The following is a 24,181-nucleotide window of genomic DNA, read 5'->3' on the forward strand; positions in this document are numbered from 1 at the left end:
GGTCAAGCCAGGGCGTCCCGGGCCGAAATGCAAGCCCTTGATGCAAAGAAGTTTCTCGCCCCGGGCGGCCTCAGCCGGTAGAATACGGTTTTCCAGCGCCCCCATATCCCATGACCCGTCTCATATTCGTAACCGGTGGCGTGGTGTCCTCGCTTGGCAAGGGCATCGCCGCGGCCTCGCTGGCGGCCATCCTGGAAGCCCGCGGCCTGCGGTGCACCATGATGAAGCTCGACCCGTACATCAACGTGGACCCGGGCACCATGAGCCCGTTCCAGCACGGCGAGGTCTACGTCACCGACGACGGTGCCGAAACCGACCTCGACCTGGGCCACTACGAACGTTTCCTGCGCGTGCGCCTGAGCCGCAAGAATTCCGTCACCACCGGCCGCATCTACGAAAACGTCATCCGCAAGGAGCGCCGCGGCGACTACCTGGGCGGAACCGTGCAGGTGATCCCGCACATCACCGATGAAATCAAGCGCTGCATCTTCGAGGCCACCGACGGCTTCGACGTCGGCTTGGTCGAGATCGGCGGCACCGTCGGCGACATCGAGTCGCTGCCCTTCCTCGAAGCCATCCGCCAGATCCGCACCGAACGTGGCCCCGACCAGGCCATCTTCATGCACCTGACCCTGGTGCCCTGGATCGCCGCCGCCGGCGAGCTCAAGACCAAGCCCACCCAGCACTCGGTGAAGGAACTGCGCTCGATCGGCATCCAGCCCGACATCCTGGTCTGCCGCAGCGAAAAGCCGCTGCCGGACTCCGAGCGCCGCAAGATCGCCCTGTTCACCAACGTGCCGGAAAAGGCCGTCATCAGCTGCGTGGACGTGGCCAACATCTACCAGCTGCCGCTGTGGCTGCACCAGCAGCAGCTCGATGAAATCGTGGTCGAACGCCTGCGCCTGGAAGACAAGGCGGCGCCCGCCGACCTGTCGGAATGGGAAGCGGTGGTGGACGCCGTGGAAAACCCGGTGGACGAGGTCACGGTGGCCGTGGTCGGCAAGTACGTGGACCACCAGGACGCCTACAAGTCGCTGTCCGAGGCGCTCAAGCACGGCGGCCTGCGCCAGCGCACGCGGGTGAAGCTCAAGTGGCTCGAGTCCGAGCAGGTCGAAAAGGACGGCGACGCCGTGCTTTCCGACGTCGACGCCATCCTGGTGCCCGGCGGCTTCGGCGACCGCGGCTTCGAGGGCAAGGTGCTCACCGCCCAGTACGCGCGCGAACACGGCGTGCCGTATTTCGGCATCTGCTACGGCATGCAGGCGGCGGTGGTCGACTACGCCCGCCACGTGGCCGGTCTGGAAGGCGCCAACAGCACCGAAAACGACCGCCACTGCGCCCACCCGGTTATCGGCCTGATCACCGAATGGCGCACCGCCAGCGGCGAGATCGAGCGCCGCGACGAAACCTCCGACCTGGGCGGCACCATGCGCCTGGGCCTGCAGGAGCAGCGGCTCAAGCCCGGCACGCGGTCGCGCGAAATTTATGGCAAGGACGTGGTCGGCGAACGCCACCGCCACCGCTACGAGTTCAACAACCGCTACCGCAGCCAGCTCGAGGACGCGGGCCTGGTGATCAGCGCCAAGTCCATGGACGACCTGCTGGTGGAAATGGTGGAACTGCCCGGCCACCCGTGGTTCATCGCCTGCCAGGCGCACCCGGAATTCCTTTCCACGCCGCGCGACGGCCACCCGCTGTTCATCGGCTTCATCCGCGCCGCACGCGAACACAAGGCCGGCGGCAAGCTGCTCGCCGACGTGTCGCCGACGCTCAAATCAGCTGCGGGAGTGAACTGATGGAGCTCTGTGGTTTCAAGGTGGGCCTCGACCAGCCGTTCTTCCTCATCGCCGGCCCCTGCGTCATCGAGTCGCTGGAACTGCAGATGGAAACCGCCGGCCGGCTCAAGGAAATCACCGGCAAGTTCGGCATTCCCTTCATCTTCAAGTCCAGCTTCGACAAGGCCAACCGCACCTCGGGCACCAGTTTCCGCGGCCCCGGCCTGGAAGCCGGCCTGAAGGTGCTGGCGGAAGTCAAACGCCAGCTGGGCGTGCCGGTGCTTACGGATGTGCACGAATACACGCCGATGGACGAAGTGGCGTCGGTGGTGGACGTGCTGCAGACCCCGGCCTTCCTGTGCCGCCAGACCGACTTCATCCAGAAGGTCGCCAGCGCGGGCAAGCCGGTGAACATCAAGAAGGGCCAGTTCCTTTCGCCCTGGGAAATGAAGCACGTCACCGACAAGGCGCGCGCCACCGGCAATACGCAGATCATGGCCTGCGAGCGCGGCGTCAGCTTCGGCTACAACAACCTGGTTTCCGACATGCGCTCGCTCAGCGTCATGCGAGACACCGGCTGCCCGGTGGTGTTCGACGCCACCCACAGCGTGCAGCTGCCCGGCGGCGCCGGCGGCAAGTCCGGCGGCCAGCGCGAGTTCGTGCCGGTGCTTTCGCGCGCGGCGGTGGCGGTGGGTATCAGCGGCCTGTTCATGGAAACCCACCCCGATCCCGAAAAAGCCCTGTCCGACGGCCCCAACGCCTGGCCGCTGCCCAAGATGGCGGCGTTGCTGGAAACCCTGGTCGAACTCGACCGCATAACCAAGAAGAACGGATTCCTGGAGCAAGACGCATGAACACGACGGTTGTTGGACCCCTGAAGCATTCCGGCCTCGGCATCGCGGCCACCATCATCGCGGTCGTGGCCGGCCTGGGCCTGCTGGCCGTGTTCGGCTACGCCGGCTACGTCGGCATGAACGAACCGGGCGGCGAACTTTCCGAAACCGATCCGCGCGCGATCATGATCGGCTTCGGCATGCTGGCGGCCATGGCGATGCTGGTGCTGGGCGCCATCCTGGGCGCGGTGGGCCTGTTCGCGGGCACCCGCAAGCGGCTGTTCGCCTGGCTGGGCCTGGTGCTCAACGTGCTGCCGCTGCTGCTGGGCATCGCGCTCGTCATCCTCGGCCTGGCGATGACCGCCTGAGCCCCGCCAAACACACTGCAAACAAGAAGCCATGACCATCATCAGCAAAGTCCACGCCCGCGAGATCCTCGACAGCCGCGGAAATCCCACGCTTGAAGCCGAGGTCACCCTGGCCAGCGGCCACGTCGGCCGCGCCGCGGTGCCGTCCGGCGCGTCCACCGGCACCAAGGAGGCGGTGGAGCTGCGCGACGGCGACAAGAGCCGCTACCTGGGCAAGGGCGTGCGCAAGGCGGTGGCCAACGTCAACACCACGATCGCCGACGCGCTGAAGGACTTCGACGGCGCCGACCAGGAAGGCCTGGATCGCAAGCTGATCAACCTCGACGGCACCGAGAACAAGGGCCGCCTGGGTGCCAACGCGCTGCTGGGCGTGTCCATGGCCAATGCCCACGCGGTGGCGGCCGCGCGCGGCCTGCCGCTGTGGAAGCACCTGGCGGGTGATCGCGCGCCGGTGCTGCCGGTGCCGATGATGAACATCATCAACGGCGGCGCGCATGCCGACAACAACGTCGACATGCAGGAGTTCATGGTGCTGCCGGTGGGCTTCGACAGCTTCTCCGAGGCGCTGCGCGCCGGCACCGAGGTCTTCCATGCGCTCAAGGCCGTGCTCAAGGCCAAGGGCCTGGGCACCGCGGTCGGCGACGAGGGTGGGTTCGCGCCCGACCTGCGTTCGAACGAAGAAGCCATCGAGGTCATCCTCGAGGCCATCGGCAAGGCCGGCCACCGCGCCGGCGAAGACATCCTGCTGGGCCTGGACGTGGCCAGCTCGGAGTTCTTCGACAACGGCAAGTACAACCTGGTGGGCGAGGGCAAGCGCCTTTCGCCGGAACAGTTCGTCGATTTCCTGGCCGGCTGGAGCGCCCAGTACCCGATCATCACCATCGAGGACGGCATGGCCGAAGACGACTGGGACGGCTGGAAGCTGCTCACCGAGCGCCTGTCGGGCAAGGTGCAGCTGGTCGGCGACGACCTGTTCGTCACCAACCCGAAGATCTTCCGCGAGGGCATCGACCAGGGCGTCGCCAACGCCATCCTTATCAAGGTCAACCAGATCGGCACGCTGACCGAAACCCTGGAAGCCATCGCCATGGCCGACGCCGCCCACTACGCGGCGGTGGTCTCGCACCGTTCGGGCGAAACCGAGGACACCACCATCGCCGACATCGCGGTCGCCACCACGGCCACCCAGATCAAGACCGGCTCGCTGTGCCGCAGCGACCGCGTGGCCAAGTACAACCAGCTGCTGCGCATCGAGGAGGCGCTGGGCGACCAGGCGCGTTACGCCGGCAACAACGCGTTCGTCAGCCTCAAGCGCTGAGCCCGGTCCTTGCGCCGCTGGTGGCCATTCGCCCTCCTGCTGCTGGCCCTGCTGGGCCTGCAGCTCAAGTTCTGGTGGGGTGACGGCGGCCTGCGCGAGGCGCGTGCGCTGGAAACCCGGGTGGAGGAACAGCGGCGCGAAAACGCCCGCCTGCAGCAGCGCAACGACGCCCTCTCGGCCGAAGTCGAGGACCTGAAGTCGGGCGAAGCGGCGGTCGAGGACCGCGCCCGCAGCGAACTGGGCATGGTCAAGCCGGGCGAAGTCTTCTACCGGGTGGTCGAACCCGCCGCGCCGGCCACCGACGCCGGGGACGGCCAGGGGCAGGACCGATGACCTGGGCCATCGTGCCCGCCGCCGGCCGCGGCAGCCGCTTCGGCGGCGCGACGCCGAAACAGTACTTGCCGCTGGCCGGCCGCAGCGTGATCGAACACAGCCTGCGCGCCGTGCTCGACCATCCCGACGTGGACGGGGTGATGGTGGCCCTTGCCCAGGACGACGGCGCCTGGCCGGGCTGGCGCGAAATCGGCGGCAAGCCGGTGCTCACCTGCGTCGGCGGCGGCGAACGCGCCGATTCGGTGCTGGCGGCGGTGCAGGCGCTGCCGGCCACGATCAGCGAAGACCAGTGGCTGCTGGTGCACGACGCCGCGCGGCCCTGCCTGCATCGGCAGGACCTGGCGCGACTGCTGGCCGAGGGCCGCGAGGATGCCGTCGGCGCCCTGCTGGCGGCGCCGGTGCGCGACACGCTCAAGCGTGCCGACGACCGCCAGCATTGCCTGGGCACCGAGCCACGCGAATCGCTCTGGCGGGCGCTGACGCCCCAGCTTTTCCGCCGCGGCAGCCTCGAGCGCGCCCTGGCCGCGGCCCAGCGCAGCGGCATCAAGGTCACCGACGAAGCCATGGCCATCGAACGCCTGGGACTGAAGCCCCGCCTGGTCGAAGGCCGCGACGACAACCTCAAGATCACCACGCCAGCCGACCTCGCGCTCGCGGAGTTCATACTCTCAAGAGCAATTGGCCACGGATGAACACGGATAAACACGGATAGAGCGAAGCTGTCCCTGTTTGTAAGTGCTTTAGTCTGTGCTTGATCCGCTCTTATCCGTGCCCATCCGTGTTCATCCGTGGCAAAAAAATATGACTGACATCCGAATCGGCCAGGGTTACGACGTGCACGCGTTCGGCGACGGCGACCACGTCGTGCTGGGCGGCGTTCGCATTGCCCACGATCGCGGCGTGCTGGCGCATTCCGACGGCGACGTGGTCATCCACGCATTGTGCGACGCCCTGCTGGGGGCGCTGGCGCTGGGCGACATCGGCGTGCACTTCCCGCCTTCGGACGAGCGCTGGAAGGACTGCGACAGCCGCGTTTTCCTCCGCCACTGCGCCGCGCTGCTGTCGGAGCGCGGCTGGCGGCTGGGCAATGCCGACCTCACCGTCGTCTGCGAGCGACCGCGGGTCGCGGCGCACGCGCCGGCGATGCGTGCGAACCTCGCGGCCGACCTCGGCGTCGACGTCGGGGCGATCAGCGTCAAGGCGACCACCTCGGAAAAGCTGGGTTTCACCGGCCGCGGCGAAGGCCTGGCGGCGATGGCGGTGGCGCTGCTGGTGCGTTCGTGAGCCGCCTGCCCGGCGGCCACGGGGCGCCGGTGCTGGCGGCGGACTTCCGCAGCCGCACGGAAGACTTCCTGGTCGAGGAACTGGCCGGCTTCGAACCGGCCGGGCAGGGCGAACACCTGCTGCTCACCGTTGAAAAGCGCGGCCTCAATACCGTGCATGCCGCCCGCCGCCTCGCCCGGTGGGCCGGCATCCCGGACGTCGGCGTGGGTTATGCCGGCCTCAAGGACCGCCACGCGGTGACCCGCCAGCGATTCTCCGTGCACCTGCCCAAGCGCGTGGCGCCGGACCTGGCGACCCTGCAGGACGAATCGCTGCGGGTGCTCGAACACGCCTGGCACCACCGCAAGCTGCCGCGCGGCGCCCTGTGCGGCAACCGTTTCGAGCTGGTGCTGCGGCAGGTCAAGGGCGAGCGCGAGGCCGTGGACCGGCGCCTGGAGGCGATCGCGCGCGGCGGCCTGCCCAATTATTTCGGCGAACAGCGTTTTGGTCGCGACGGCGACAACGTCGAGTCGGCCCGGCGCATGTTCGCTGGCCAGCGCGTGCGCCGCGAACAGCGCTCGATCTACCTTTCGGCCGCACGTTCGGCCATGTTCAACGCCGTGCTGTCGGCCCGCGTCGGCGCCGGCGACTGGGCGACGGGTCGGGAAGGCGAGGTCTGGATGCTCGAGGGCAGCCAGTCGGTGTTCGGCCCCGAAGCCGCCGACGGGGCGCTGGCCGACCGCGCCGGGCGCCTGGACATCCATCCCACCGGGCCGCTGTGGGGCCGCGGTGAACTGCGCTGCACCGGCGACTGCCGGGACCTGGAGTTGGCGGTCGTCGAAGCCTTCCCGGACTTGCGCCAGGGCCTGGAGGAAGCCGGCCTGAAGCAGGAACGTCGCGCCCTGCGCGTGCGCGTGGCCGGGCTGGACTGGGACTGGCCCGGGGACGATCGGCTGGTGCTGCGTTTCGAGCTGCCGCCGGGCGCCTACGCCACGGGGCTGCTGGCCGAGTTGGGCGAGGTCCGGGACGCGCACGCCGGGGCGGGCCCGGGGGGCTGATCCCGGCACTTGCGTGGGCACCGGCGAGGAGTAATCTGGCCCTGCGGTTTTCCAGACTTCAGGAGGTCGCCATGAACACCGCCCGCAAGTGTCTGTTCCTTGCTTCCGCGACGCTGCTGCTCGGCGCCTGCGCCAGCACCGATTCCGCCGGCCTGGCGGGAAAGGCCACGATCACAAACGACAACGACTACATGGCCGCCGTTGAGCAGGCCGCCAAGCCGGCCGGTGTCCGCGTGGTCTGGGTCAATCCGCCCAAGGAACGCAAGGACGACTGATCAGCCGGTGCCCGGACCCTGTTCGCCCGGACGTTTCCGGGCCAGCAGCACCAGCACCGCGCCCGTGCCCCCCATCGCTTCCGGCGCGGAGGCGTAGGCCAGTACGTCCGCTCGCTGGCGCAGCATCCGGTCCACCAGCGCTTTGAGCACCGAGCCGCCGGCGGCGGCCCGCAGGCCCTTGCCGTGGATGATGCGCACGCAGGCATGGCCGCCGGCACGCGACTGCGCGAGGAATTCACGCAGCCAGCGTTCGGCTTCGGCGGCGCGCATCTGGTGGAGGTCGAGCTCGCCGCCGATGCTGTACTGGCCGCGCTTGAGTGCCTTGAGCACCTTCTCGGGCACTTCGTCGCGACGGTAGGACAGGGCCTCGCCGGCTTCGATGGTGGCCTCGAACCAGCCGGTCTGCCGGGACTGCAGCAGGGCCAGTGCCTCGTCATGCTCGCGCATGCGCGGGCGGGGCGCCGGTCGCGGTCGTTCGGGCACCGGTGGCGGCGCTTCAAGCCGGCGAACTTCACCGATCGCCTCCCGGAACAGGGCGGCATCGTCTTCGGTGACCGGTGCGGGCGGCTTGCGCTTGGCCATGCACGCAGGTTAACCCAGCGCGGGTGAGGGTGATGCCGCGGGCGGTGCATCCGTTATCATTGGGGTTCTTCCCGCGGGACCCCTGATGCGCGTACTGGTAAGCAATGACGATGGCGTGGAAGCCCCGGGCATCCGCGTCCTGGCCGAAGGCCTGCGCGCCGCCGGCCACGAAGTGACGGTGGTGGCGCCCGACCGCGACCGTTCCGGCGCCAGCAATTCGCTCACCCTCGACCGCCCCATCCGGGTCCGGCAGGTCGCCGACCGCACCTGGCGCGTCACCGGCACGCCCACCGACTGCGTGCACCTGGCGCTGACGGGCCTGCTGGAAGCCGATCCCGACATCGTGCTTTCGGGCATCAACACCGCCGCCAACCTCGGCGACGACGTCATCTACTCCGGCACCGTCGCCGCGGCGATGGAAGGCCGCTTCCTGGGCCATCCGGCGGTCGCGCTGTCGCTGGTCACCGACGAAAACTCGCCGCGCCACTACGCCACCGCGGCGCGCGCGGCGCTGGAAATCACCGCCCGCCTGCTGGTCGACCCGCTGCCGGCCGACACCATCCTCAACGTCAACGTGCCCGACCTGCCCTGGGAGTCCCTGCGCGGCTACGAAGTCACCCGCCTAGGCCATCGCCACCGCGCCGAACCCTGCATCGAACAGGTCGACCCGCGCGGGCGCCCGATGTGGTGGATCGGCCCGGCCGGCCCCGAACAGGACGCCGGCCCCGGCACCGACTTCCACGCGGTGCGCACAGGCTGCATATCCATCACGCCCATCCACGTCGACCTGACGCGTTACCAGGCGCTGGAGAAAGTCGCCAGCTGGGTGGGCGCCCTGGGTGAAGGGATGAACCTCAAGGCATGATGCCCCGTTACCAAATCCGTCCCGAAGCCAAGGGCCTGGGCATGACCTCGCAGCGCGCCCGCGACCGCATGGTCGAGCGCCTGCGCAACGAAGGCGGCATCACCGACGAACGCGTGCTGGTCGCGATGCGCACGGTGCCGCGCCACCTGTTCCTGGACGAAGCCCTGGCCAGCCGCGCCTACGACGACACGGCGCTGCCGATCGGCAACGCCCAGACCATCAGCCAGCCCTGGGTGGTCGCGCGCATGACCGAGGCGCTGGTCGAACACGGCCTGCCCGAACGCGTGCTCGAAGTGGGCACCGGCTCGGGCTACCAGGCCTCGGTGCTGGCGACCCTGGGCCTGGAAACCTATAGCGTCGAGCGCATCGAGGAACTGCTGCGCGTCGCGCGCCGCCGCTTCCGCCACCAGGGCCTGAACGTTCGCACCCGCCACGACGATGGCCGCGCCGGCTGGCCCGAGTACGCGCCCTTCGGCGGCATCCTGGTGACCGCCGGCGCCGCCGCGATCGAACCGGCGCTGCTTGAACAACTGGCGGAGGGCGGCACCCTGGTGGCCCCCGTCGGCGGCCCCAGCGGCCAGCGCCTGCTGCGCATCCGCCGCCTGGACGGGCAGCTGGTGCAGGAAGACCTGGGTGGCGTGGTGTTCGTGCCCCTGCTGCCCGGGACCCTCTGAATGAAGCTGTTCGGGCCGCTTTACGACCGCTGCCGCCGGCTCGCCGCCCATCGCCACGCGCCCTGGTACCTGGGCTTCATCTCCGCCATCGAGTCGATCTTCTTCCCGGTGCCCACCGACGTGATGCTGGCGCCGATGGCGCTGGCCAGGCCCGACCGGTGGTGGCAGCTGGGCCTGCTGGCCACGCTCGCCTCCGTCCTGGGCGGCATCGTCGGCTATGGCCTGGGTTATTTCGCCATCGACGCGGTGATGCCCTGGATCGAACGCGCCGGTTATGGCGACACCTACGACAAGGTGCAGGGCCTGTTCCGGGATTACGGCGTCTGGATCATGTTCGTCGCCGCGTTCACGCCCATTCCTTTCAAGGTGTTCACCGTGGCCGGCGGCGCCGCCGCGATGCCGCTGATTCCGTTCGTGCTGGCCTCGCTGGTCGGGCGCGGCATCCGGTTTTTCCTGGTGGCCGGCGTGGTCGCCTGGGGCGGACCGAAGGTGGAGCCCGTTTTCCGGCGCTACATCGAAATCGTTGGCTGGATCGTCGCCGTGGTGATCCTGGGTGCCATTGTCTGGTTGAATATGCGCTCATGAAGACGTCCTTCGCCCGCGGCCTGGTGTGCATCCTGGCGATCGCCCTGGTCGCCGGCTGTGGCCATTCGCGCGTGGTCAAGCGCGAAGGCTCGCGTCCGGCGCCCGATCGCGCCACGCAGTCGTTGCCCAGCAGCGGCGACTACAAGGTCAAACGCGGCGACACGCTTTACGGCATCGCCTTCCGGCATGGCCTGGACTACCGCGAGGTCGCCAGCCTCAACCGCATCGGGCCGCCTTACACCATCTACCCGGGGCAGACGCTGCGCCTGAGTTCCCAGCAGCGTGCGGCCCCGGCCCGCGCCGTCACCAGCATGCCGTCGCCGCGCACGCCGCCGCCGTCGGGTTCGCGCGGCACCACCCCGGCCCGGCCCGCCACGCCCGCCGCCACGCCCGCCACACCCGCCACACCCGTCGCCACGCCTGCCCGCCCGGTGGCGGCGCCGGCCCTGCCGGCCGTGCCCGACGCGGCGCCGGCCAGCGGCACCTGGCGCTGGCCGACCCAGGGCCAGGTCATTGGCCGCTTCGTGTCCGGAGACCCGAAGCGCCAGGGCCTGGACATAGCCGGCAGCGCCGGCCAGCCGGTGGTCGCGGCGGCCGACGGGGTCATCGTCTATTCGGGCTCGGGCCTGGTGGGCTACGGCGAGCTGATCATCGTCAAGCACAGCGACGAGTGGCTGTCGGCCTATGCCCACAACCGCCGCCGCCTGGTGGGCGAGGGCGCGCAGGTCAAGGCCGGCCAGCAGATCGCCGAACTCGGCCGCACCGGCACCAGCCGCGACATGCTGCACTTCGAGGTGCGCCGCAACGGCAAGCCGGTGGATCCGATGCAGGTGCTGCCCAGGCAGTGATCCGCCGCGGCGGGGCTCAGCCCGGCAGCAGGAAGGCGGCGACGACGGTGCGGCCTTCGGTCGCCAGCACGTTGAACGTACGCGCCGCGGCGGCATTGTCCATCACTTCCAGGCCGACGCCGCGCGTGAGCATGGCGGCCATCACCGCGGGCGAGGGGAAGCGCTGGCGCGGCCCGGTGCCCAGGATCGCCACCGAAGGCTTCAGGGACAGCAGGGCGTCCATGTGCGAGGGCTCGAGCTCGTCGACCGAAGCCGGGCCCCAGTTCTCCAGCAGCTGGTTGGGGGCCAGCACGAAGCTGGCGTCCAGCGCCTGCTGGTTCACCAGGACGGTGCTGGCGGTCGTGCCGCGAAGCACGTAGCTGAAATCCGGGTTTTCCTGCGAAAGCTGCACGGCGTTCCCCGGGGTGTCAGTTCCTGGGCAGGACGATCAGCGGGTTTTCGGCGCGCCGCCGGTAGAACACGGCGACGTTGCCGATGCGGGTGACCAGGGCCGCGTCGGTGCGCGAGGCCAGCTCGCCGATCCACTCGTCGCGCAGTTCGCGGTCGCCGGCGTGGATCTTCACCTTCAGGAGCTCGTGGTGGTCCAGGGCCAGGGCCGCCTCGGCCACCAGGGCGTCGGTGATGCCCTTGGCGCCCACGATCAGCACGGCCTTGAGGTCGTGGGCCAGGCCGCGCAGGTATCGTTTCTGGGTGTTGCTCAGGGCGGTGGCCATGGTCTCGCAGGCGGCTCGAAAGGGGCGCTAGGGTATCATGGTGGCCCGCCCCCCCCAGTAAAGGCCATGGCCCGCAGCCGCAGCAGCCAGCGTTGGCTCAAGGAGCACTTCGACGACCCCTTCGTGAAGAAGGCCCAGTCCGAAGGCATGCGTTCGCGTGCGGCCTACAAGCTCGAGGAGCTGATCGAACGCGGCCGCCTGCTCAAGCCGGGCATGGTGGTGGTCGACCTGGGCGCCGCTCCGGGCGGCTGGTCGCAGGTGGTGCGCCGGGACCTGGGCGACCGGGGCCGGGTCCTGGCCCTGGACATCCTGGACATGCCCCCGATCGCCGGGGTCGAGTTCATTCACGGCGATTTCAGAGAGGACGGGCCATTGTCCGAACTGGAATCCCTGCTTGGCGGTGCCCCGGTGGACCTTGTGCTTTCCGACATGGCCCCCAATATGACTGGCGTGGACACCGTGGATCAGGCCCGGGCGATGTACCTGTCCGAACTGGCCCGCGATTTCGCGGACAAGCACCTCAAGCCTGGCGGTGCGTTCCTGATCAAGCTGTTCCAGGGCGAAGGTTTCGATGCCTACGTCAAGGAGCTCAGGACGCGCTACGACAAGCTGGTCATCCGCAAGCCCGCGGCGTCACGGCGCCGCTCAAACGAAGTTTATGCGCTGGCCACCGGCAAGCGACGAGGAAGCAAGTGATGAACGACCTGGCAAAAAACCTCCTGCTCTGGCTGGTCATCGCCGTCGTACTGATGGCGGTGTTCAACAGTTTTTCGACGCCGGGGGCAGCCACTTCCGAACTGAGCTACAACCAGTTCATCCAAGAGGTGAAGAGCGGCCGCGTGTCCGAGGTGAACATCGCCGAGGACCAGATCTCGGTCACCGGCAAGCGCACCGACAACTCGGTGTTCACCACCGCGGCGCCGGACGACTCGCGCCTGCTCGACACCCTGTTCGAGAACAACGTCGAGATCACCCAGGAAAAACCCCAGCCGCGTTCGCTGCTGCTGAGCATCCTGTTCAACCTGCTGCCGGTGGCGCTGATCATCGGCTTCTGGTTCTTCATGATGCGGCAGATGCAGCAAGGCGGCGGCAAGGGCGCGATGAGCTTCGGCAAGTCGCGGGCCAAGCTGCAGGGCGAGAACGACGTCAAGGTCACCCTGGCCGACGTCGCCGGCTGCGACGAAGCCAAGGAAGAAGTCGGCGAGCTGGTTGAATTCCTGCGCGACCCGGGCCGCTTCCAGAAGCTGGGCGGCAAGATCCCGCGCGGCGTACTGATGGTCGGCCCGCCTGGCACCGGCAAGACCCTGCTGGCGCGCGCCATCGCCGGCGAGGCCAAGGTGCCGTTCTTCTCGATTTCCGGCTCGGATTTCGTCGAAATGTTCGTGGGCGTCGGCGCCAGCCGCGTGCGTGACATGTTCGAAACCGCCAAGAAGCACGCGCCCTGCATCATCTTCATCGACGAAATCGACGCCGTCGGCCGCCATCGTGGCGCCGGCCTGGGCGGCGGCCACGACGAGCGCGAGCAGACCCTGAACCAGCTGCTGGTCGAAATGGACGGCTTCGAGGGAGGGGAAGGCGTGATCGTCATCGCCGCCACCAACCGCCCCGACGTGCTGGACCCGGCGCTGCTGCGCCCGGGCCGCTTCGACCGCCAGGTCACGGTGGGCCTGCCGGACGTGCGCGGCCGCGAGATGATCCTCAAGGTGCACATGCGCAAGGTGCCGATCGACGACGACGTCGAGGCCATGACCATCGCCCGCGGCACGCCGGGCTTCAGTGGCGCCGACCTGGCCAACCTGGTCAACGAGGCGGCGCTGTTCGCGGCGCGCGAAAACGCCAAGTCGGTGCGCATGGAGCACTTCGACCGGGCCCGCGACAAGATCCTGATGGGCGCCGAGCGCCGCTCGATGGCCATGAGCGAGGACGAAAAGAAGCTCACTGCCTACCACGAGGCCGGCCACGCCATCGTCGGCCGCGTCGTGCCCGAGCACGACCCGGTCTACAAGGTGACGATCATCCCGCGCGGCCGCGCGCTGGGCGTCACCATGTACCTGCCAGAGGGCGACAAGTATTCCTACAACCGCACCCACATCGAATCGATGCTGTGCTCGCTTTATGGCGGCCGCGTGGCCGAAGAGCTGATCTTCGGCGCCGACAAGGTCACCACCGGCGCCAGCAACGACATCGAGCGCGCCACCAAGATGGCCCGCAACATGGCCACCAAGTGGGGCCTGTCGGACGAATTGGGCCCGATCGCCTACAGCGACGAAGAGGACGAGGTGTTCCTGGGCCGGTCGGTCACCCAGCACAAGTCGGTTTCCGACGACACCGCCCGCAAGATCGACGAGGTCGTGCGCAGCATCCTGGACCGTGCCTACCAGCGCACCCGGGAAATCCTGACGGAAAACATGGACAAGCTGCACGTGATGGCCGAGGCGCTGCTGACCTACGAAACGATCGACGCCCACCAGATCGACGCCATCATGGAAGGCCGCCGCCCCGGCCCGCCGGCCGACTGGGCCAAGTCCGGCCGCATTTCCAAGGACGACCCGGGCCCTGGCCCGGCCCCCGGCCCGTTGGGCGGCCCGATGCCGCAGACCTGATCGCGCTTGCCGGCTTAACTGCAAAAGGCCAGAGTCCAACTCTGGCCTTTTGCGTTCCTGGAGTCCCGATGTTCGACCTGACGCCCCAACTCGACTGTGCCGGTCGCCTGCTCAAGCTCGACGCGCCACGCGTGATGGGCATCGTCAACGTCACCCCGGACTCGTTTTCCGATGGCGGCGCCCACGACTCCACCGACGCCGCCGTGGCCCATGGCCTGCAGCTGGCCGCGGAAGGCGCCGACCTGCTCGACGTCGGCGGCGAGTCCACCCGCCCCGGGGCGGGCGAGGTGCCGGTCGAGGAAGAGCTGCGCCGGGTGATCCCGGTGATCGAGCGCCTGGTGGCGGAAACCTCGCTGCCGGTGTCGGTGGATACGTCGAAGCCCGAAGTCATGCGCGCCGCGGCCGCCGCCGGCGCCGGCCTGATCAACGACGTCTTCGCCCTTCGCCGCGAAGGCGCGCTCGACGCGGCCGCGGCGGCCGGCGTCCCGGTGGTGCTGATGCACATGCAGGGTGAGCCCCGCACGATGCAGGACGCCCCCGATTACGACGACCTGGTCGGCGAGGTGCACCGGTTCCTGGCCGAACGCATCTTCGCCTGTGAAATGGCCGGCATCCCGAAGAAGTGCATCGTGCTCGACCCGGGCTACGGCTTCGGCAAGACCGGCGCGCACAACCTGTTGCTGCTGCGCCAGCAATCGCGCCTGCTCGACCTGGGGCTGCCGCTGCTGGCCGGGCTCTCGCGCAAGCGGTTCCTGGGCGAGGTCACCGGCCGCGAGGTCGGCGACCGCCTGCATGCCTCGGTGGCCGCCGCGGTGCTGGCCGCCGAATACGGCGCCCGCATCCTGCGCGTGCACGACGTCGCGGCCACCGTGGATGCCCTGAAGCTTTGGACCGCCGTCGCCGCGATGCCCGAGCCGCGTCCCAGCGAATCAGCCAAACCATCGATCCGCTGGCCCGACGACGACTGACGCCGGGGGCATGGTCACTGGTTGACCAAAGGGGCTGGCGCCCTTGCCCCGCCTGCCTCGTGGCGTTTCATCCACAGGCGTTCTCCCAGGGTTGTCCACAGGGCCTGTGGATTGTCGACCGGTCCGCCGGCCTCAGGCGCCGCTGGCTTCCCGGGCCGCGCGAAACCCCAGCACGCGCGGATCGACCACGCGCCGCCAAAGCGGCGGTAGCAGCGCCAGCACGAACATCGCCGCATAGCCGCCGGGCAGCTGCGGGCTGTCGGGATGGTGGCGGAGGATGGCGTATCGGCGCTTGGGGAAGGCGTGGTGGTCGGAATGGCGCTGCAGCTGGAACAGCAGCAGGTTCGACAGTGCGTAGTCGGAGTTCCAGCTGTGCAGGTGGGTGGTGCGCTCGTAGCGGCCGTCGGCGCCACGCCGGCGTTCAAGGCCGTAGTGTTCGATGTAGTTGATGATTTCCAGCGAGCCCGCCGCGAACAGGCCCTGCAGCAGGAAAAACGCCAGGCCCACGGGCCCGAGCCAGGCCAGGCACAGGGCCGCGAGCGCCAGCCAGGCCAGCGTCCAGCCGACCATTTCATTGCGCCAGTGCAAGGGCCGCAGGCCCAGGCCCCGCAGGCGCCGCGCCTCGAGCCGCCAGGCATTGAGCGTATTGCGCCACAGCGCGCGCGGCAGGAAATGCCAGAGCGACTGACCAAAACGCGCGCTGGACGCGTCCTCGGGCGTGGACACGTGCACGTGGTGGCCGCGCAGGTGTTCGATCTTGAAGCCGTGGTAGCCGACGCTGGCCAGCAGCAGGCCGCCGACGAAGGGCTCGAGCCGGCCGTCCTTGTGGATCAGTTCGTGCGCGGTGTTGATGGCCAGGATGCCGCCGACCAGGCCTTGCGACAGCAGCCAGCCGGCGCTGCCGCCGAAACCGAAGCCGGCGTGCACGAACCAGTGCGCCGACCAGGCCAGCACGGCCAGGTGCACCGGCAGGCAGGCGAGTGTGAGGCCCCGGAACCAGGGGCTTTGGGAAAGCTCGCGCTCGCGCTCCGGCGGCACGTTCACGGGGTCGTGGCCCAGTGCGTAATCGGCCAGCGGCAGCAACACGAAAAGGAAGAACAGCGGGAACCAGGCCATCAGTCCGGGCCAGCCCGTCAGCGCGCCCAGCCACGCGGCCAGCGGCATCAGCGCGGGCACCACGAAGACCAGCAGGAAGGCGAGGCGTTTGCGGTTCGGCACGGCGGTCGGACCCACGGTAACCGGGCCCCAGCATACCCCGGAAGGCGTGGTCTTCAAGGGGGCAGGGCGTTGGCGAAGCCGTTAAGCTAGGCGGCCACCCGCACTCCCAGGAGCCCCCATGGACTGGACGTCCCCGCTGCACATCACCTTTGCCATCTATCTCCTTGGCATGGTCGGGATTGGCTTCGTGGCCTGGTATTCCACCAAGAATTTCGACGACTACATCCTGGGCGGCCGCTCCCTGGGCAGTTTCGTCACTGCGCTTTCGGCCGGCGCCTCGGACATGAGCGGCTGGCTGCTGCTGGGCCTGCCCGGCGCCTTCTACCTCGGTGGCTTCTCGGAAGCCTGGATCGCCGTGGGCCTGGTCATCGGCGCCTGGGCCAACTGGCGTTACATCGCCGCGCCGCTGCGCCTGTACACCGAGCGCAGCCAGAACGCGCTGACCCTGCCGGACTACTTCACGAACCGCTTCGAGGACCGCAACAAGGTGCTGCGATCGGTCTCGGCGGCGATCATCCTGGTCTTCTTCGCGGTGTACTGCGCCGCGGGCATGGTCGCCGGCGCGCGCCTGTTCGAATCGGTTTTCGAGGTGCCCTACAGCCAGGCGATCTGGTACGGCGCCGCGGTGACCATTCTCTATACGTTCGTGGGCGGCTTCCTGGCCGTGAGCTGGACCGACGCGGTGCAGGCGACGCTGATGTTCTTCGCCCTGATCCTGACGCCGGTCCTGGTGGTGCTCAAGCTCGGCGGTCCCGAGGCCAGCATCGCGCTGGTGGAGCAGGTCAATCCCGAAAACCTGCAGTTCTTCAAGGGTGCCACCGTGCTGGGCGTGGTGTCGCTGCTGGCCTGGGGCCTGGGCTACGTCGGCCAGCCGCATATTCTGGCGCGTTTCATGGCGGCGGAATCGATACGCACCATCAAGCCCGCGCGGCGCATTGCCATGACCTGGATGATCCTGTGCCTGGCCGGTGCCATGGGCATTGGCTTCTTCGGCATCGCCTGGTTCGAGGCGAACCCGGCGCGCTCTGCGGAAGTCGCGGGCAATCCCGAGCGCGTGTTCATCGAGCTCTCGACGCTGCTGTTCAATCCCTGGGTGGCCGGCTTCCTGCTGTCGGCGATCCTGGCCGCGGTGATGAGCACCCTGAGCAGCCAGCTGCTGGTGTGCTCGAGTGCGGTCAGCGAAGACTTCTACAAGGGCTTCCTGCGGCCCAAGGCCAGCCAAAGGGAGATGGTCTGGGTCGGCCGTTTGTCGGTGCTGGCGGTGGCGATCCTGGCGATCTGGCTGGCGGCTGATCCCGATAGTCGCGTACTGGGGCTGGTCAGCTATGCCTGGGCGGGCTTTGGCGCCGCCTTCGGCCCGGTGGTGGTGCTGTCGCTGTTCTGGAAGGGCACCACCCGCAACGGCGCCCTGGCCGGCATGATCGTCGGCGCCCTGGTGGTGATCGGCTGGAAGCAGCTCGACACCGGCCTGTACGAAATGGTGCCGGGCGTGGCGCTGGCGACGCTGGCGATCGTGCTGGTCAGCCGCTTCGGCGGCGCGCCGTCGCCGGCGATGCTGGGCCAGTTCGACGCCGTGCACGCCGAACTGCGGCGCAGCGAGGACTGACCGATGCGCGACACCCGCCCGCTGGCCGTTGCCCTGATGGGGCCCACGGCCTCGGGCAAGACGGCGCTGGCGGTGGACTGGTGCCAGCGCCTGGACACCGAGGTGATCAGCGTCGATTCGGCGCTGGTGTACCGCGGCCTGGACATCGGTTCGGCCAAGCCCGATGCCGCGACGCTGGCGCGGGCACCGCACCACCTGGTGGACGTGCGCGACCCGCACGAGGTGTTTTCGGCCGCCGATTTCGCCCGCGAAGCGCTGCCGCCCATGCAGGCCCTGGCCGACCGGGGCAGGGTGCCGCTGCTGGTCGGCGGCACCGGCCTGTATTTCAGCGCGCTGTTGCACGGCCTGTCGGAGCTTCCCGAGGCCGACCCCGGGATCCGCGCCGGCATCATCGCCGAGGCGGCCGAACAGGGCTGGCCGGCGCTGCATGCGCAGATGGCGGCCAGCGATCCGGCGGCCGGTGTACGAATAAAACCCGGCGACAGCCAGCGGATCACCCGCGCCCTGGAGGTCTGGCGCCTTACCGGCCGGCCGATCAGCGACTGGCAGCAGGCGGGCGAACGCCGCCGGTTCCCGTTCCGGGTGCTGCGGCTGGTGCTGGCGCCCGCGGACCGCACCGTGCTGCACGCACGCATAGAACAACGCTTCGACCAGATGCTGGGGCAGGGTTTCCTGGACGAAGTGCGGCGGCTGCGCGCCGATCCGCGCCTGCACCCGGACCTGCCGTCCATGCGGGCGGTAGGCTACCGGCAGGCTTGGGCCTACCTTGAAGGGCGCATCGACGCCCCCACGTTCAGGGAGCAGGCGATCGCCGCCACCCGGCAACTGGCCAAGCGACAGCTCACCTGGCTGCGCGCGCGCACGGAGGCCCTGTGGGTGGATCCACAGGCTGAACGGGCCCTCGCGGACCAGCGCCTGGCGGCCTTCCTGGCCCGCCCGGCCGGGCGGTAGCTGCTAGACTTCCGGGCATTCGCGGCCCCGGACCCTTTGGCCGCAAATCGCGCCCCGCTGGCGCGCCACAATAAGAAGACGGAGTCCACCGATGTCCAAAGGCCAATCCCTCCAGGATCCCTTCCTGAACGCCCTGCGCCGCGAGCGCATCCCGGTTTCGATCTACCTGGTCAACGGCATCAAGCTGCAGGGCACGATCGAAAGTTTCGACCAGTTCGTGGTGCTGCTGCGCAATACGGTCAGCCAGATGGTCTACAAGCACGCCATCTCCACCGTCGTTCCGGCGCGCAACGTGCGCATCGGTCCCGGCGGCGGCCAGGTCGCGCCCGGCAACGGCGACGAAGACGACGTGGGCCAGGACGATTGACCCACGTGACCGCTGATGTTTGAGCGTGCCCGCAAGGGCGAACGCGCCCTGCTGGTGCAGCCGCACCCGCCGGGCATGCAGGACCCGTCCCGCCTCGAGGAATTCACCGAGCTGGCCCACTCGGCCGGCGCCACCGTGGTCGGCACCGTGCCTGCGCGCGTGGAGCGGCCGAACCCGGCGTATTACATCGGCACCGGCAAGCTCGAGGAAGTGAAATCCGCCTGCGAAGCCACCGAGGCCGACCTGGTGCTGGTGAACGAACTGCTGTCGCCGGCCCAGGAGCGCAACCTCGAGCGCGTGCTCAAGCGCCGCGTCGTCGACCGCACCGGCCTGATCCTGGACATCTTCGCCCAGCGCGCGGCCAGCCATGAAGGCAAGCTGCAGGTCGAACTGGCCCAGCTCAAGCACTGGGCCACGCGCCTGGTGCGCGGCTGGACCCATCTCGAACGCCAGCGCGGCGGCGCCATCGGCCTGCGCGGCCCCGGTGAAACCCAGCTCGAGCTCGACAAGCGCATGCTGCAGAAGAAGCTCGAATCGGTGCGCGCGCGCCTGGACAAGGTCGAGGTACAGCGCACCCAGATGCGCCGGGCACGCCTGCGCAACGACATCCCGCGCGTGGCCCTGGTCGGTTACACCAATGCCGGCAAGTCCACGCTCTTCAACATCCTGACCAATTCCGGCGTTTACGCCGACGACCGCCTGTTCGCCACCCTCGATCCGACCACGCGCCGGATCGAGGGCGTGGCGCCGCTGGTGCTGTCGGACACGGTCGGCTTCGTTCGCGACCTGCCGCACGAGCTGGTCGCCGCCTTTCGTTCGACGCTTTCCGAAGCCCGCGACGCCGACCTGCTGCTGCACGTGGTGGACGCCGCCGACGAACTGCGCGACGAACGCATCGGCCAGGTCGACGCGGTGCTGGCCGAAATCGGCGCCGGCGACATCCCCCAGGTGCTGGTTTTCAACAAGATTGACCGCATTCAAGGCGCCGTGCCCCGGCGTGATCCGGAAGTCGAAGGCCGTGAACGGGTCTGGCTGTCGGCCAAAACCGGTGACGGTCTCGACGGCCTGCGCGACCTGCTGACCGACCGCTTCCTGGACCGCCGCGTGGCCGGCGAACTGGCCCTGGGTCCCGCCCAGGGCCGCCTGCGTGCCCGTCTTCACGAGGTCGGCGCCGTGAAGGCCGAGTCAAGCGACGAAGCCGGCTGGCGGCTCGAACTCGACCTGCCGCGTGCCGTCGCCGAACGCCTGGCGGCCGAGCCCGGAGGCGATTTGTTGTCCGCCCTCTTGCTTGTGGCCCCCGCCGCCCCTACCTACAATCCCGAGACCAACTGATGCGTGAGCAAGCAATGGCCTGGAACCAGCCTGGAAAAGGCAACCAAGATCCCTGGAAAGGCAAGGACCCCGGCAACGAGGTCGAAGCCTTCGTGAACCGCCTCAAGGGCATGTTCGGTGGCGGCGGCGGTGGCAACCGCGGCCGCGGATCGAATTCGTCGGGCGGCTTCAACCCGGTGCCCTGGATCATCGGCCTGTTCGGCATCTGGCTGGTGTTCAACAGCTTCAAGCTGATGGACGAACGCCAGCGCGGCGTCGTGCTGCGCTTCGGCGAATTCAATCGCATCATGATGCCGGGCCCGAACTTCAAGTGGCCCTGGCCGATCGAGTCGGTCTACGTGGTGCCGGCGACCGAGGTCGTGGAGATCACCGACCAGGTGCGCGTGCTCACCCAGGACGAGAACCTGATCGACATCAAGTTCAACGTGCAGTTCAGTCGTACCGACCCGCGCACCTTCCTGTTCGGCTCGGTCAATCCCGAGCAGACGCTCAAGGATTCGGCCGAAAGCGCCGTGCGCGAAGTGGTCGGCCGCAACACCATGGACACGGTGCTGTTCGACCGCGCCCAGCTGGTGATCGCGGCGCAGGAGCGCCTGCAGGAGTCGCTGGACTTCTACCAGACCGGCCTGACCGTCATCAATTTCAACCTGCAGGACGCGCGCCCGCCGGAGGAGGTGAAGCAGGCCTTCGACGACGCCATCGCCGCCCGCGAGGACAAGGACCGCATCCAGAACGAAGCCCGCGCCTACGCCAGCAAGGTGGTGCCGGAAGCCCGCGGCGTCGCGGCGCGCATGCGCACCGAGGCCGAGGGTTACCGCGCCCAGGCCATCGCGCGCGCCGAGGGTGACGCCGAACGCTTCACGCTGCTGGTGGACGAGTACCGCAAGGCGCCGGAAGTCACCCGCAAGCGCCTGTACCTGGAAACCATGCAGGAAGTGCTTTCGGCCAACCCGAAGGTGATCGCCGGCGAGGACAACATCCTGTACCTGCCGCTGGGGGGCGAAACCAACCGCACCCGCATCCCGACCGAAGCCCCGGTGCTGCGCCTGCCGGCGACCCAGGCGGCGTCCGAGCCGGAGCCCGAAACCCGCGACACCCGCCGCCAGGGAGGCCGCTGACATGAACCGTTTCGCCGTGATCATCTTCGTCGTCATCGCCGCGCTGCTGGCGGCCATGGGTTCGGTTTATGTCGTCAACGAAAGCCAGACGGCCATCGTTCTCAACCTCGGCCGCGTGGTGCGCGCCGACATCCAGCCCGGCCTGCACTTCAAGTGGCCGCTGGTGGAAGAGGTGCGCAAGTTCGACCAGCGCATCCTCTCGCTCGACGACCAGCCCGAACGTTACCTCACGTCCGAGAAGAAGGACGTCAGCGTCGACTTCTTCGTCAAGTGGCGCATCCAGGACGTGGCCACCTACTACCGCGCCGCCAGCGGCGGCAGCGAAGAGGCCGCGCGCCAGCGCCTGACCCCGATCGTCAAGAACGCCCTGCGCAACGAGATCAACCAGCGCACGCTGCAGGAAGTGGTGTCGGCCGGCCGCGCCGAACTTTCGGGCGCCTTCCTCAAGAAGGTCAACGAAAGCGCCCGTTCGCTGGGCGTTGAGGTGGTGGACGTGCGCATCAAGCGCATCAACCTGCCCGACGACAGCAACATCCTGACCACCGTCTACAGCCGAATGCGCACCGAGCGCACCCAGGTGGCCAACCAGCTGCGCGCCGAAGGCGTGGAGCTGAGCGAAACCATCCGCTCGGAAGCAGACCGCCAGCGCGTGGTCACCGTGGCCGAAGCCGAGCGCGACGCCCAGAAGCTGCGCGGTGAAGGCGATGCCCGCGCCGCCGAGATCGCCGCGGCGGCCTATGGCGGCGACCCGGAGTTCTACGCCTTCTATCGCAGCCTCGAGCTGTACCGCAACGCCATGGCCGACGGCCAGACGGTGCTGGTGCTCGACCCGGACTCCGAGTTCCTGCGCTACATGGAAAACAGCGGGCGCTGAGCCATGCCTGACCTCTGGGCGGCGCTGTGCCTGGTCCTGGTGCTGGAGGGGCTGCTGCTGTTCGCGGCCCCGGGGGCCTGGAAGCGGGCCGTGGCCCAGCTGATGGAAATGGGCGACGGGCCCCTGCGCATCGCCGGGGCCGTGATGATCGGGCTGGGCCTGCTGGCCCTGCAGTGGGTCCGGGCCTGAATCCCGGCCCGGCCAGGGCCCCGGCCAGGCCGGGCTAGCCCCGGCCCAACAAATCGCGGATAATTTCCCAAAGCCGGGGCGACCTCCGGCTTTTTCCGTGTCTGGGCCCTGGCAAGCGGCCCGATACCGTCGCCCCGTCGCCAATCCTTATTCGGAGTGCAGGTCATGGGTCAGTCGGTCGTGGTGTTGGGTGCCCAGTGGGGCGACGAGGGCAAGGGCAAGATCGTCGACCTGCTCACCGAGGAAATCGGCGCGGTCGTGCGCTTCCAGGGCGGCCACAACGCCGGCCACACCCTGGTGATCAAGGGCAAGAAGACCGTGCTGCACCTGATCCCCTCGGGCATCCTGCGCGAAGGCGCGCTGTGCCTGATCGGCAACGGCGTGGTGCTTAGCCCCGCGGCCCTGCAGAAGGAAATCGCCCAGCTTGAGGAGAACGGCGTCGAAGTGCGTTCGCGCCTGAAGATCAGCCCGGCGACGCCGCTGATCATGCCGTACCACATCGCCCTGGACCAGGCGCGCGAGAAGGCCGCCGGCGGCAAGGCCATCGGCACCACCGGCCGCGGCATCGGCCCGGCCTACGAAGACAAGGTGGCGCGCCGCGGCATCCGCGTCGCCGACCTCAATTACCCCAAGGAACTCGCCGACAAGCTGCGCGAGACCATGGATTACCACAACTTCGTGCTCACCAAATACCTGGGCGTCGAAGCGGTGGACTTCCAGAAGACCCTCGACGAAGCCCTGGAATTCGGCAAGTACGTCGACCCGATGAAGGCCGACGTCGCCGGCATCCTGCACGAGCTGCGCAAGCAGGGTAAGCGGGTGATGTTCGAAGGCGCGCAGGGCTCCCTGCTCGACATCGACCACGGCACCTATCCCTACGTCACCTCGTCCAACACCACCGTCGGCGGCGCCATGGCCGGCACCGGCGTCGGCGCCGATGCCATCGACTACGTGCTGGGCATCGCCAAGGCCTACGCCACCCGTGTCGGCGGCGGCCCGTTCCCGACCGAGCTGCACGACGAGGTCGGGCAGGGCATCCGCGACCGCGGCCAGGAGTACGGCGCCACCACCGGCCGCCCGCGCCGCTGCGGCTGGATGGACATCGTCGCGCTCAAGCGCGCTGTTGCCATCAACGGCATCACCGGCCTGTGCATCACCAAGCTCGACATCCTGGACGGGATGGAAAAGCTCAAGATCTGCATCGCCTACGAATACCGCGGCAAGCGCACCGAATACGCGCCGCTCGATGCCGCCGGCTGGGACGAGTGCACGCCGGTGTACCTGGAGTTCCCGGGCTGGGACGAGTCCACCGCCGGCGTCACCGACTGGGACAAGCTGCCGCCGGCGGCCCGCGCCTACCTGCGCGCGCTCGAGGAACTGGCCGGCTGCCCGCTGGCCATCGTCAGCACCGGCCCGGGCCGCGAGTCCACGATCGTGCTGCAGGACCCCTACGCCTCCTGACCCG

General features: G+C 68.8%; 28 protein-coding genes. 24 read left to right on the top strand and 4 right to left on the bottom strand.

The genetic code is table 11. The annotated features are described in order from the left end of the window. Positions 1-110: 110 nt before the first annotated feature. From pyrG to IEX13_RS02865, 9 genes are all read left to right on the top strand, one after another. Positions 111-1,796 (top strand): CTP synthase, encoded by a 1,686-nt coding sequence (pyrG, locus tag IEX13_RS02825; RefSeq protein ID WP_188661069.1) that lies wholly within the window; start codon positions 111-113, stop codon positions 1,794-1,796. Next, positions 1,796-2,629, top strand: coding sequence for a 3-deoxy-8-phosphooctulonate synthase (kdsA, locus tag IEX13_RS02830; RefSeq protein ID WP_188661070.1), 834 nt, complete (start codon positions 1,796-1,798; stop codon positions 2,627-2,629). The genes pyrG and kdsA overlap by 1 nt, the downstream gene beginning before the upstream one ends. Beyond that, a complete protein-coding gene (locus IEX13_RS02835) occupies positions 2,626-2,976 on the top strand; it encodes a hypothetical protein (RefSeq protein WP_188661072.1) in 351 nt (116 codons plus the stop codon). The genes kdsA and IEX13_RS02835 overlap by 4 nt, the downstream gene beginning before the upstream one ends. 31 nt (positions 2,977-3,007) lie before the next feature. Further along, positions 3,008-4,294 (top strand): phosphopyruvate hydratase, encoded by a 1,287-nt coding sequence (eno, locus tag IEX13_RS02840; protein ID WP_188661074.1) that lies wholly within the window; start codon positions 3,008-3,010, stop codon positions 4,292-4,294. A 9-nt stretch (positions 4,295-4,303) separates the two neighbouring features. Continuing rightward, positions 4,304-4,627 carry a cell division protein FtsB gene (gene ftsB / locus IEX13_RS02845; protein ID WP_188661076.1) on the top strand — a complete coding sequence of 108 codons (324 nt, stop codon included), beginning with the start codon at positions 4,304-4,306 and terminating at the stop codon, positions 4,625-4,627. Next, a complete protein-coding gene (gene ispD, locus IEX13_RS02850) occupies positions 4,624-5,319 on the top strand; it encodes a 2-C-methyl-D-erythritol 4-phosphate cytidylyltransferase (protein ID WP_188661079.1) in 696 nt (231 codons plus the stop codon). The genes ftsB and ispD overlap by 4 nt, the downstream gene beginning before the upstream one ends. A 109-nt stretch (positions 5,320-5,428) precedes the next feature. Beyond that, positions 5,429-5,911 carry a 2-C-methyl-D-erythritol 2,4-cyclodiphosphate synthase gene (gene ispF, locus IEX13_RS02855; RefSeq protein WP_188661082.1) on the top strand — a complete coding sequence of 161 codons (483 nt, stop codon included), beginning with the start codon at positions 5,429-5,431 and terminating at the stop codon, positions 5,909-5,911. Then, complete coding sequence (gene truD, locus IEX13_RS02860) at positions 5,908-6,948, top strand: tRNA pseudouridine(13) synthase TruD (RefSeq protein WP_188661085.1); 1,041 nt, start codon at positions 5,908-5,910, stop codon at positions 6,946-6,948. The genes ispF and truD overlap by 4 nt, the downstream gene beginning before the upstream one ends. 71 nt (positions 6,949-7,019) lie before the next feature. After that, positions 7,020-7,223, top strand: a complete 204-nt coding sequence (locus tag IEX13_RS02865) for a putative periplasmic lipoprotein (RefSeq protein ID WP_188661088.1) — start codon at positions 7,020-7,022, stop codon at positions 7,221-7,223. On the opposite strand, the gene IEX13_RS02870 is transcribed toward IEX13_RS02865, so the two are convergent. Next, on the bottom strand, positions 7,224-7,805 hold the full coding sequence (locus IEX13_RS02870) for a Smr/MutS family protein (protein ID WP_188661091.1): 582 nt from the start codon (positions 7,803-7,805) through the stop codon (positions 7,224-7,226). It lies immediately after the preceding gene. Between the two features lie 85 nt (positions 7,806-7,890). On the opposite strand from IEX13_RS02870, the gene surE reads away from it, so the two are divergent. The 4 genes from surE to IEX13_RS02890 are packed head-to-tail and all read left to right on the top strand — an operon-like array spanning position 7,891 to position 10,777. Further along, positions 7,891-8,670, top strand: a complete 780-nt coding sequence (gene surE / locus IEX13_RS02875) for a 5'/3'-nucleotidase SurE (protein ID WP_188661093.1) — start codon at positions 7,891-7,893, stop codon at positions 8,668-8,670. After that, positions 8,667-9,344 (top strand): protein-L-isoaspartate(D-aspartate) O-methyltransferase, encoded by a 678-nt coding sequence (locus IEX13_RS02880; protein WP_188661095.1) that lies wholly within the window; start codon positions 8,667-8,669, stop codon positions 9,342-9,344. Before surE ends, IEX13_RS02880 begins: the two co-directional genes overlap by 4 nt. After that, positions 9,345-9,929: a YqaA family protein gene (locus IEX13_RS02885; RefSeq protein WP_188661096.1), complete on the top strand. Its 585-nt coding sequence runs from the start codon at positions 9,345-9,347 to the stop codon at positions 9,927-9,929. It abuts the gene before it with no gap. Beyond that, positions 9,926-10,777 (top strand): peptidoglycan DD-metalloendopeptidase family protein, encoded by an 852-nt coding sequence (locus IEX13_RS02890; RefSeq protein WP_188661097.1) that lies wholly within the window; start codon positions 9,926-9,928, stop codon positions 10,775-10,777. The genes IEX13_RS02885 and IEX13_RS02890 overlap by 4 nt, the downstream gene beginning before the upstream one ends. A gap of 16 nt (positions 10,778-10,793) precedes the next feature. On the opposite strand, the gene IEX13_RS02895 is transcribed toward IEX13_RS02890, so the two are convergent. After that, on the bottom strand, positions 10,794-11,168 hold the full coding sequence (locus IEX13_RS02895) for an Mth938-like domain-containing protein (protein ID WP_188661098.1): 375 nt from the start codon (positions 11,166-11,168) through the stop codon (positions 10,794-10,796). A 16-nt stretch (positions 11,169-11,184) separates the two neighbouring features. Then, positions 11,185-11,490 carry a YhbY family RNA-binding protein gene (locus IEX13_RS02900; RefSeq protein WP_188661099.1) on the bottom strand — a complete coding sequence of 102 codons (306 nt, stop codon included), beginning with the start codon at positions 11,488-11,490 and terminating at the stop codon, positions 11,185-11,187. A gap of 66 nt (positions 11,491-11,556) precedes the next feature. On the opposite strand from IEX13_RS02900, the gene rlmE reads away from it, so the two are divergent. The 3 genes from rlmE (at position 11,557) to folP (ending at position 15,061) form a co-directional block, all read left to right on the top strand. Further along, entirely contained in the window at positions 11,557-12,186 is a 630-nt protein-coding gene (gene rlmE / locus IEX13_RS02905) for a 23S rRNA (uridine(2552)-2'-O)-methyltransferase RlmE (protein ID WP_188661101.1), read from the top strand. Beyond that, positions 12,186-14,093 carry an ATP-dependent zinc metalloprotease FtsH gene (gene ftsH, locus IEX13_RS02910; protein ID WP_188661105.1) on the top strand — a complete coding sequence of 636 codons (1,908 nt, stop codon included), beginning with the start codon at positions 12,186-12,188 and terminating at the stop codon, positions 14,091-14,093. The genes rlmE and ftsH overlap by 1 nt, the downstream gene beginning before the upstream one ends. A 68-nt stretch (positions 14,094-14,161) precedes the next feature. Continuing rightward, a complete protein-coding gene (gene folP / locus IEX13_RS02915; RefSeq protein WP_188661108.1) occupies positions 14,162-15,061 on the top strand; it encodes a dihydropteroate synthase in 900 nt (299 codons plus the stop codon). A gap of 132 nt (positions 15,062-15,193) precedes the next feature. Here folP and IEX13_RS02920 read toward each other — a convergent pair whose 3' ends face one another. Beyond that, positions 15,194-16,294, bottom strand: coding sequence for an alkane 1-monooxygenase (locus IEX13_RS02920; protein WP_229668431.1), 1,101 nt, complete (start codon positions 16,292-16,294; stop codon positions 15,194-15,196). Positions 16,295-16,397: 103 nt separating this feature from the next. Between IEX13_RS02920 and putP the strand changes: the two genes are divergently transcribed. From putP to IEX13_RS02960, 8 genes are all read left to right on the top strand, one after another. Continuing rightward, positions 16,398-17,885 (top strand): sodium/proline symporter PutP, encoded by a 1,488-nt coding sequence (gene putP / locus IEX13_RS02925; protein WP_188661111.1) that lies wholly within the window; start codon positions 16,398-16,400, stop codon positions 17,883-17,885. A gap of 3 nt (positions 17,886-17,888) precedes the next feature. Beyond that, positions 17,889-18,836 (top strand): tRNA (adenosine(37)-N6)-dimethylallyltransferase MiaA, encoded by a 948-nt coding sequence (miaA, locus tag IEX13_RS02930; RefSeq protein ID WP_188661114.1) that lies wholly within the window; start codon positions 17,889-17,891, stop codon positions 18,834-18,836. Positions 18,837-18,927: 91 nt separating this feature from the next. Continuing rightward, the gene (hfq, locus tag IEX13_RS02935) at positions 18,928-19,203 is read left to right on the top strand and encodes an RNA chaperone Hfq (protein ID WP_188661117.1); all 276 of its coding nucleotides are present in this window, start codon (positions 18,928-18,930) and stop codon (positions 19,201-19,203) included. A 15-nt stretch (positions 19,204-19,218) separates the two neighbouring features. Next, positions 19,219-20,535, top strand: coding sequence for a ribosome rescue GTPase HflX (gene hflX / locus IEX13_RS02940; protein WP_188661118.1), 1,317 nt, complete (start codon positions 19,219-19,221; stop codon positions 20,533-20,535). Between the two features lie 14 nt (positions 20,536-20,549). Then, entirely contained in the window at positions 20,550-21,653 is a 1,104-nt protein-coding gene (hflK, locus tag IEX13_RS02945; RefSeq protein ID WP_425489073.1) for an FtsH protease activity modulator HflK, read from the top strand. Between the two features lies 1 nt (position 21,654). Beyond that, positions 21,655-22,527 (top strand): protease modulator HflC, encoded by an 873-nt coding sequence (gene hflC, locus IEX13_RS02950; protein WP_188661125.1) that lies wholly within the window; start codon positions 21,655-21,657, stop codon positions 22,525-22,527. Between the two features lie 3 nt (positions 22,528-22,530). Further along, positions 22,531-22,716 carry a DUF2065 family protein gene (locus IEX13_RS02955; RefSeq protein WP_188661128.1) on the top strand — a complete coding sequence of 62 codons (186 nt, stop codon included), beginning with the start codon at positions 22,531-22,533 and terminating at the stop codon, positions 22,714-22,716. A gap of 165 nt (positions 22,717-22,881) precedes the next feature. Beyond that, positions 22,882-24,177 carry an adenylosuccinate synthase gene (locus tag IEX13_RS02960; protein ID WP_188661130.1) on the top strand — a complete coding sequence of 432 codons (1,296 nt, stop codon included), beginning with the start codon at positions 22,882-22,884 and terminating at the stop codon, positions 24,175-24,177. The last annotated feature ends 4 nt before the right edge of the window (positions 24,178-24,181 follow it).

Origin of the sequence: Arenimonas soli, assembly GCF_014643775.1 — a bacterium.
GTDB classification, from domain to species: domain Bacteria; phylum Pseudomonadota; class Gammaproteobacteria; order Xanthomonadales; family Xanthomonadaceae; genus Arenimonas; species Arenimonas soli.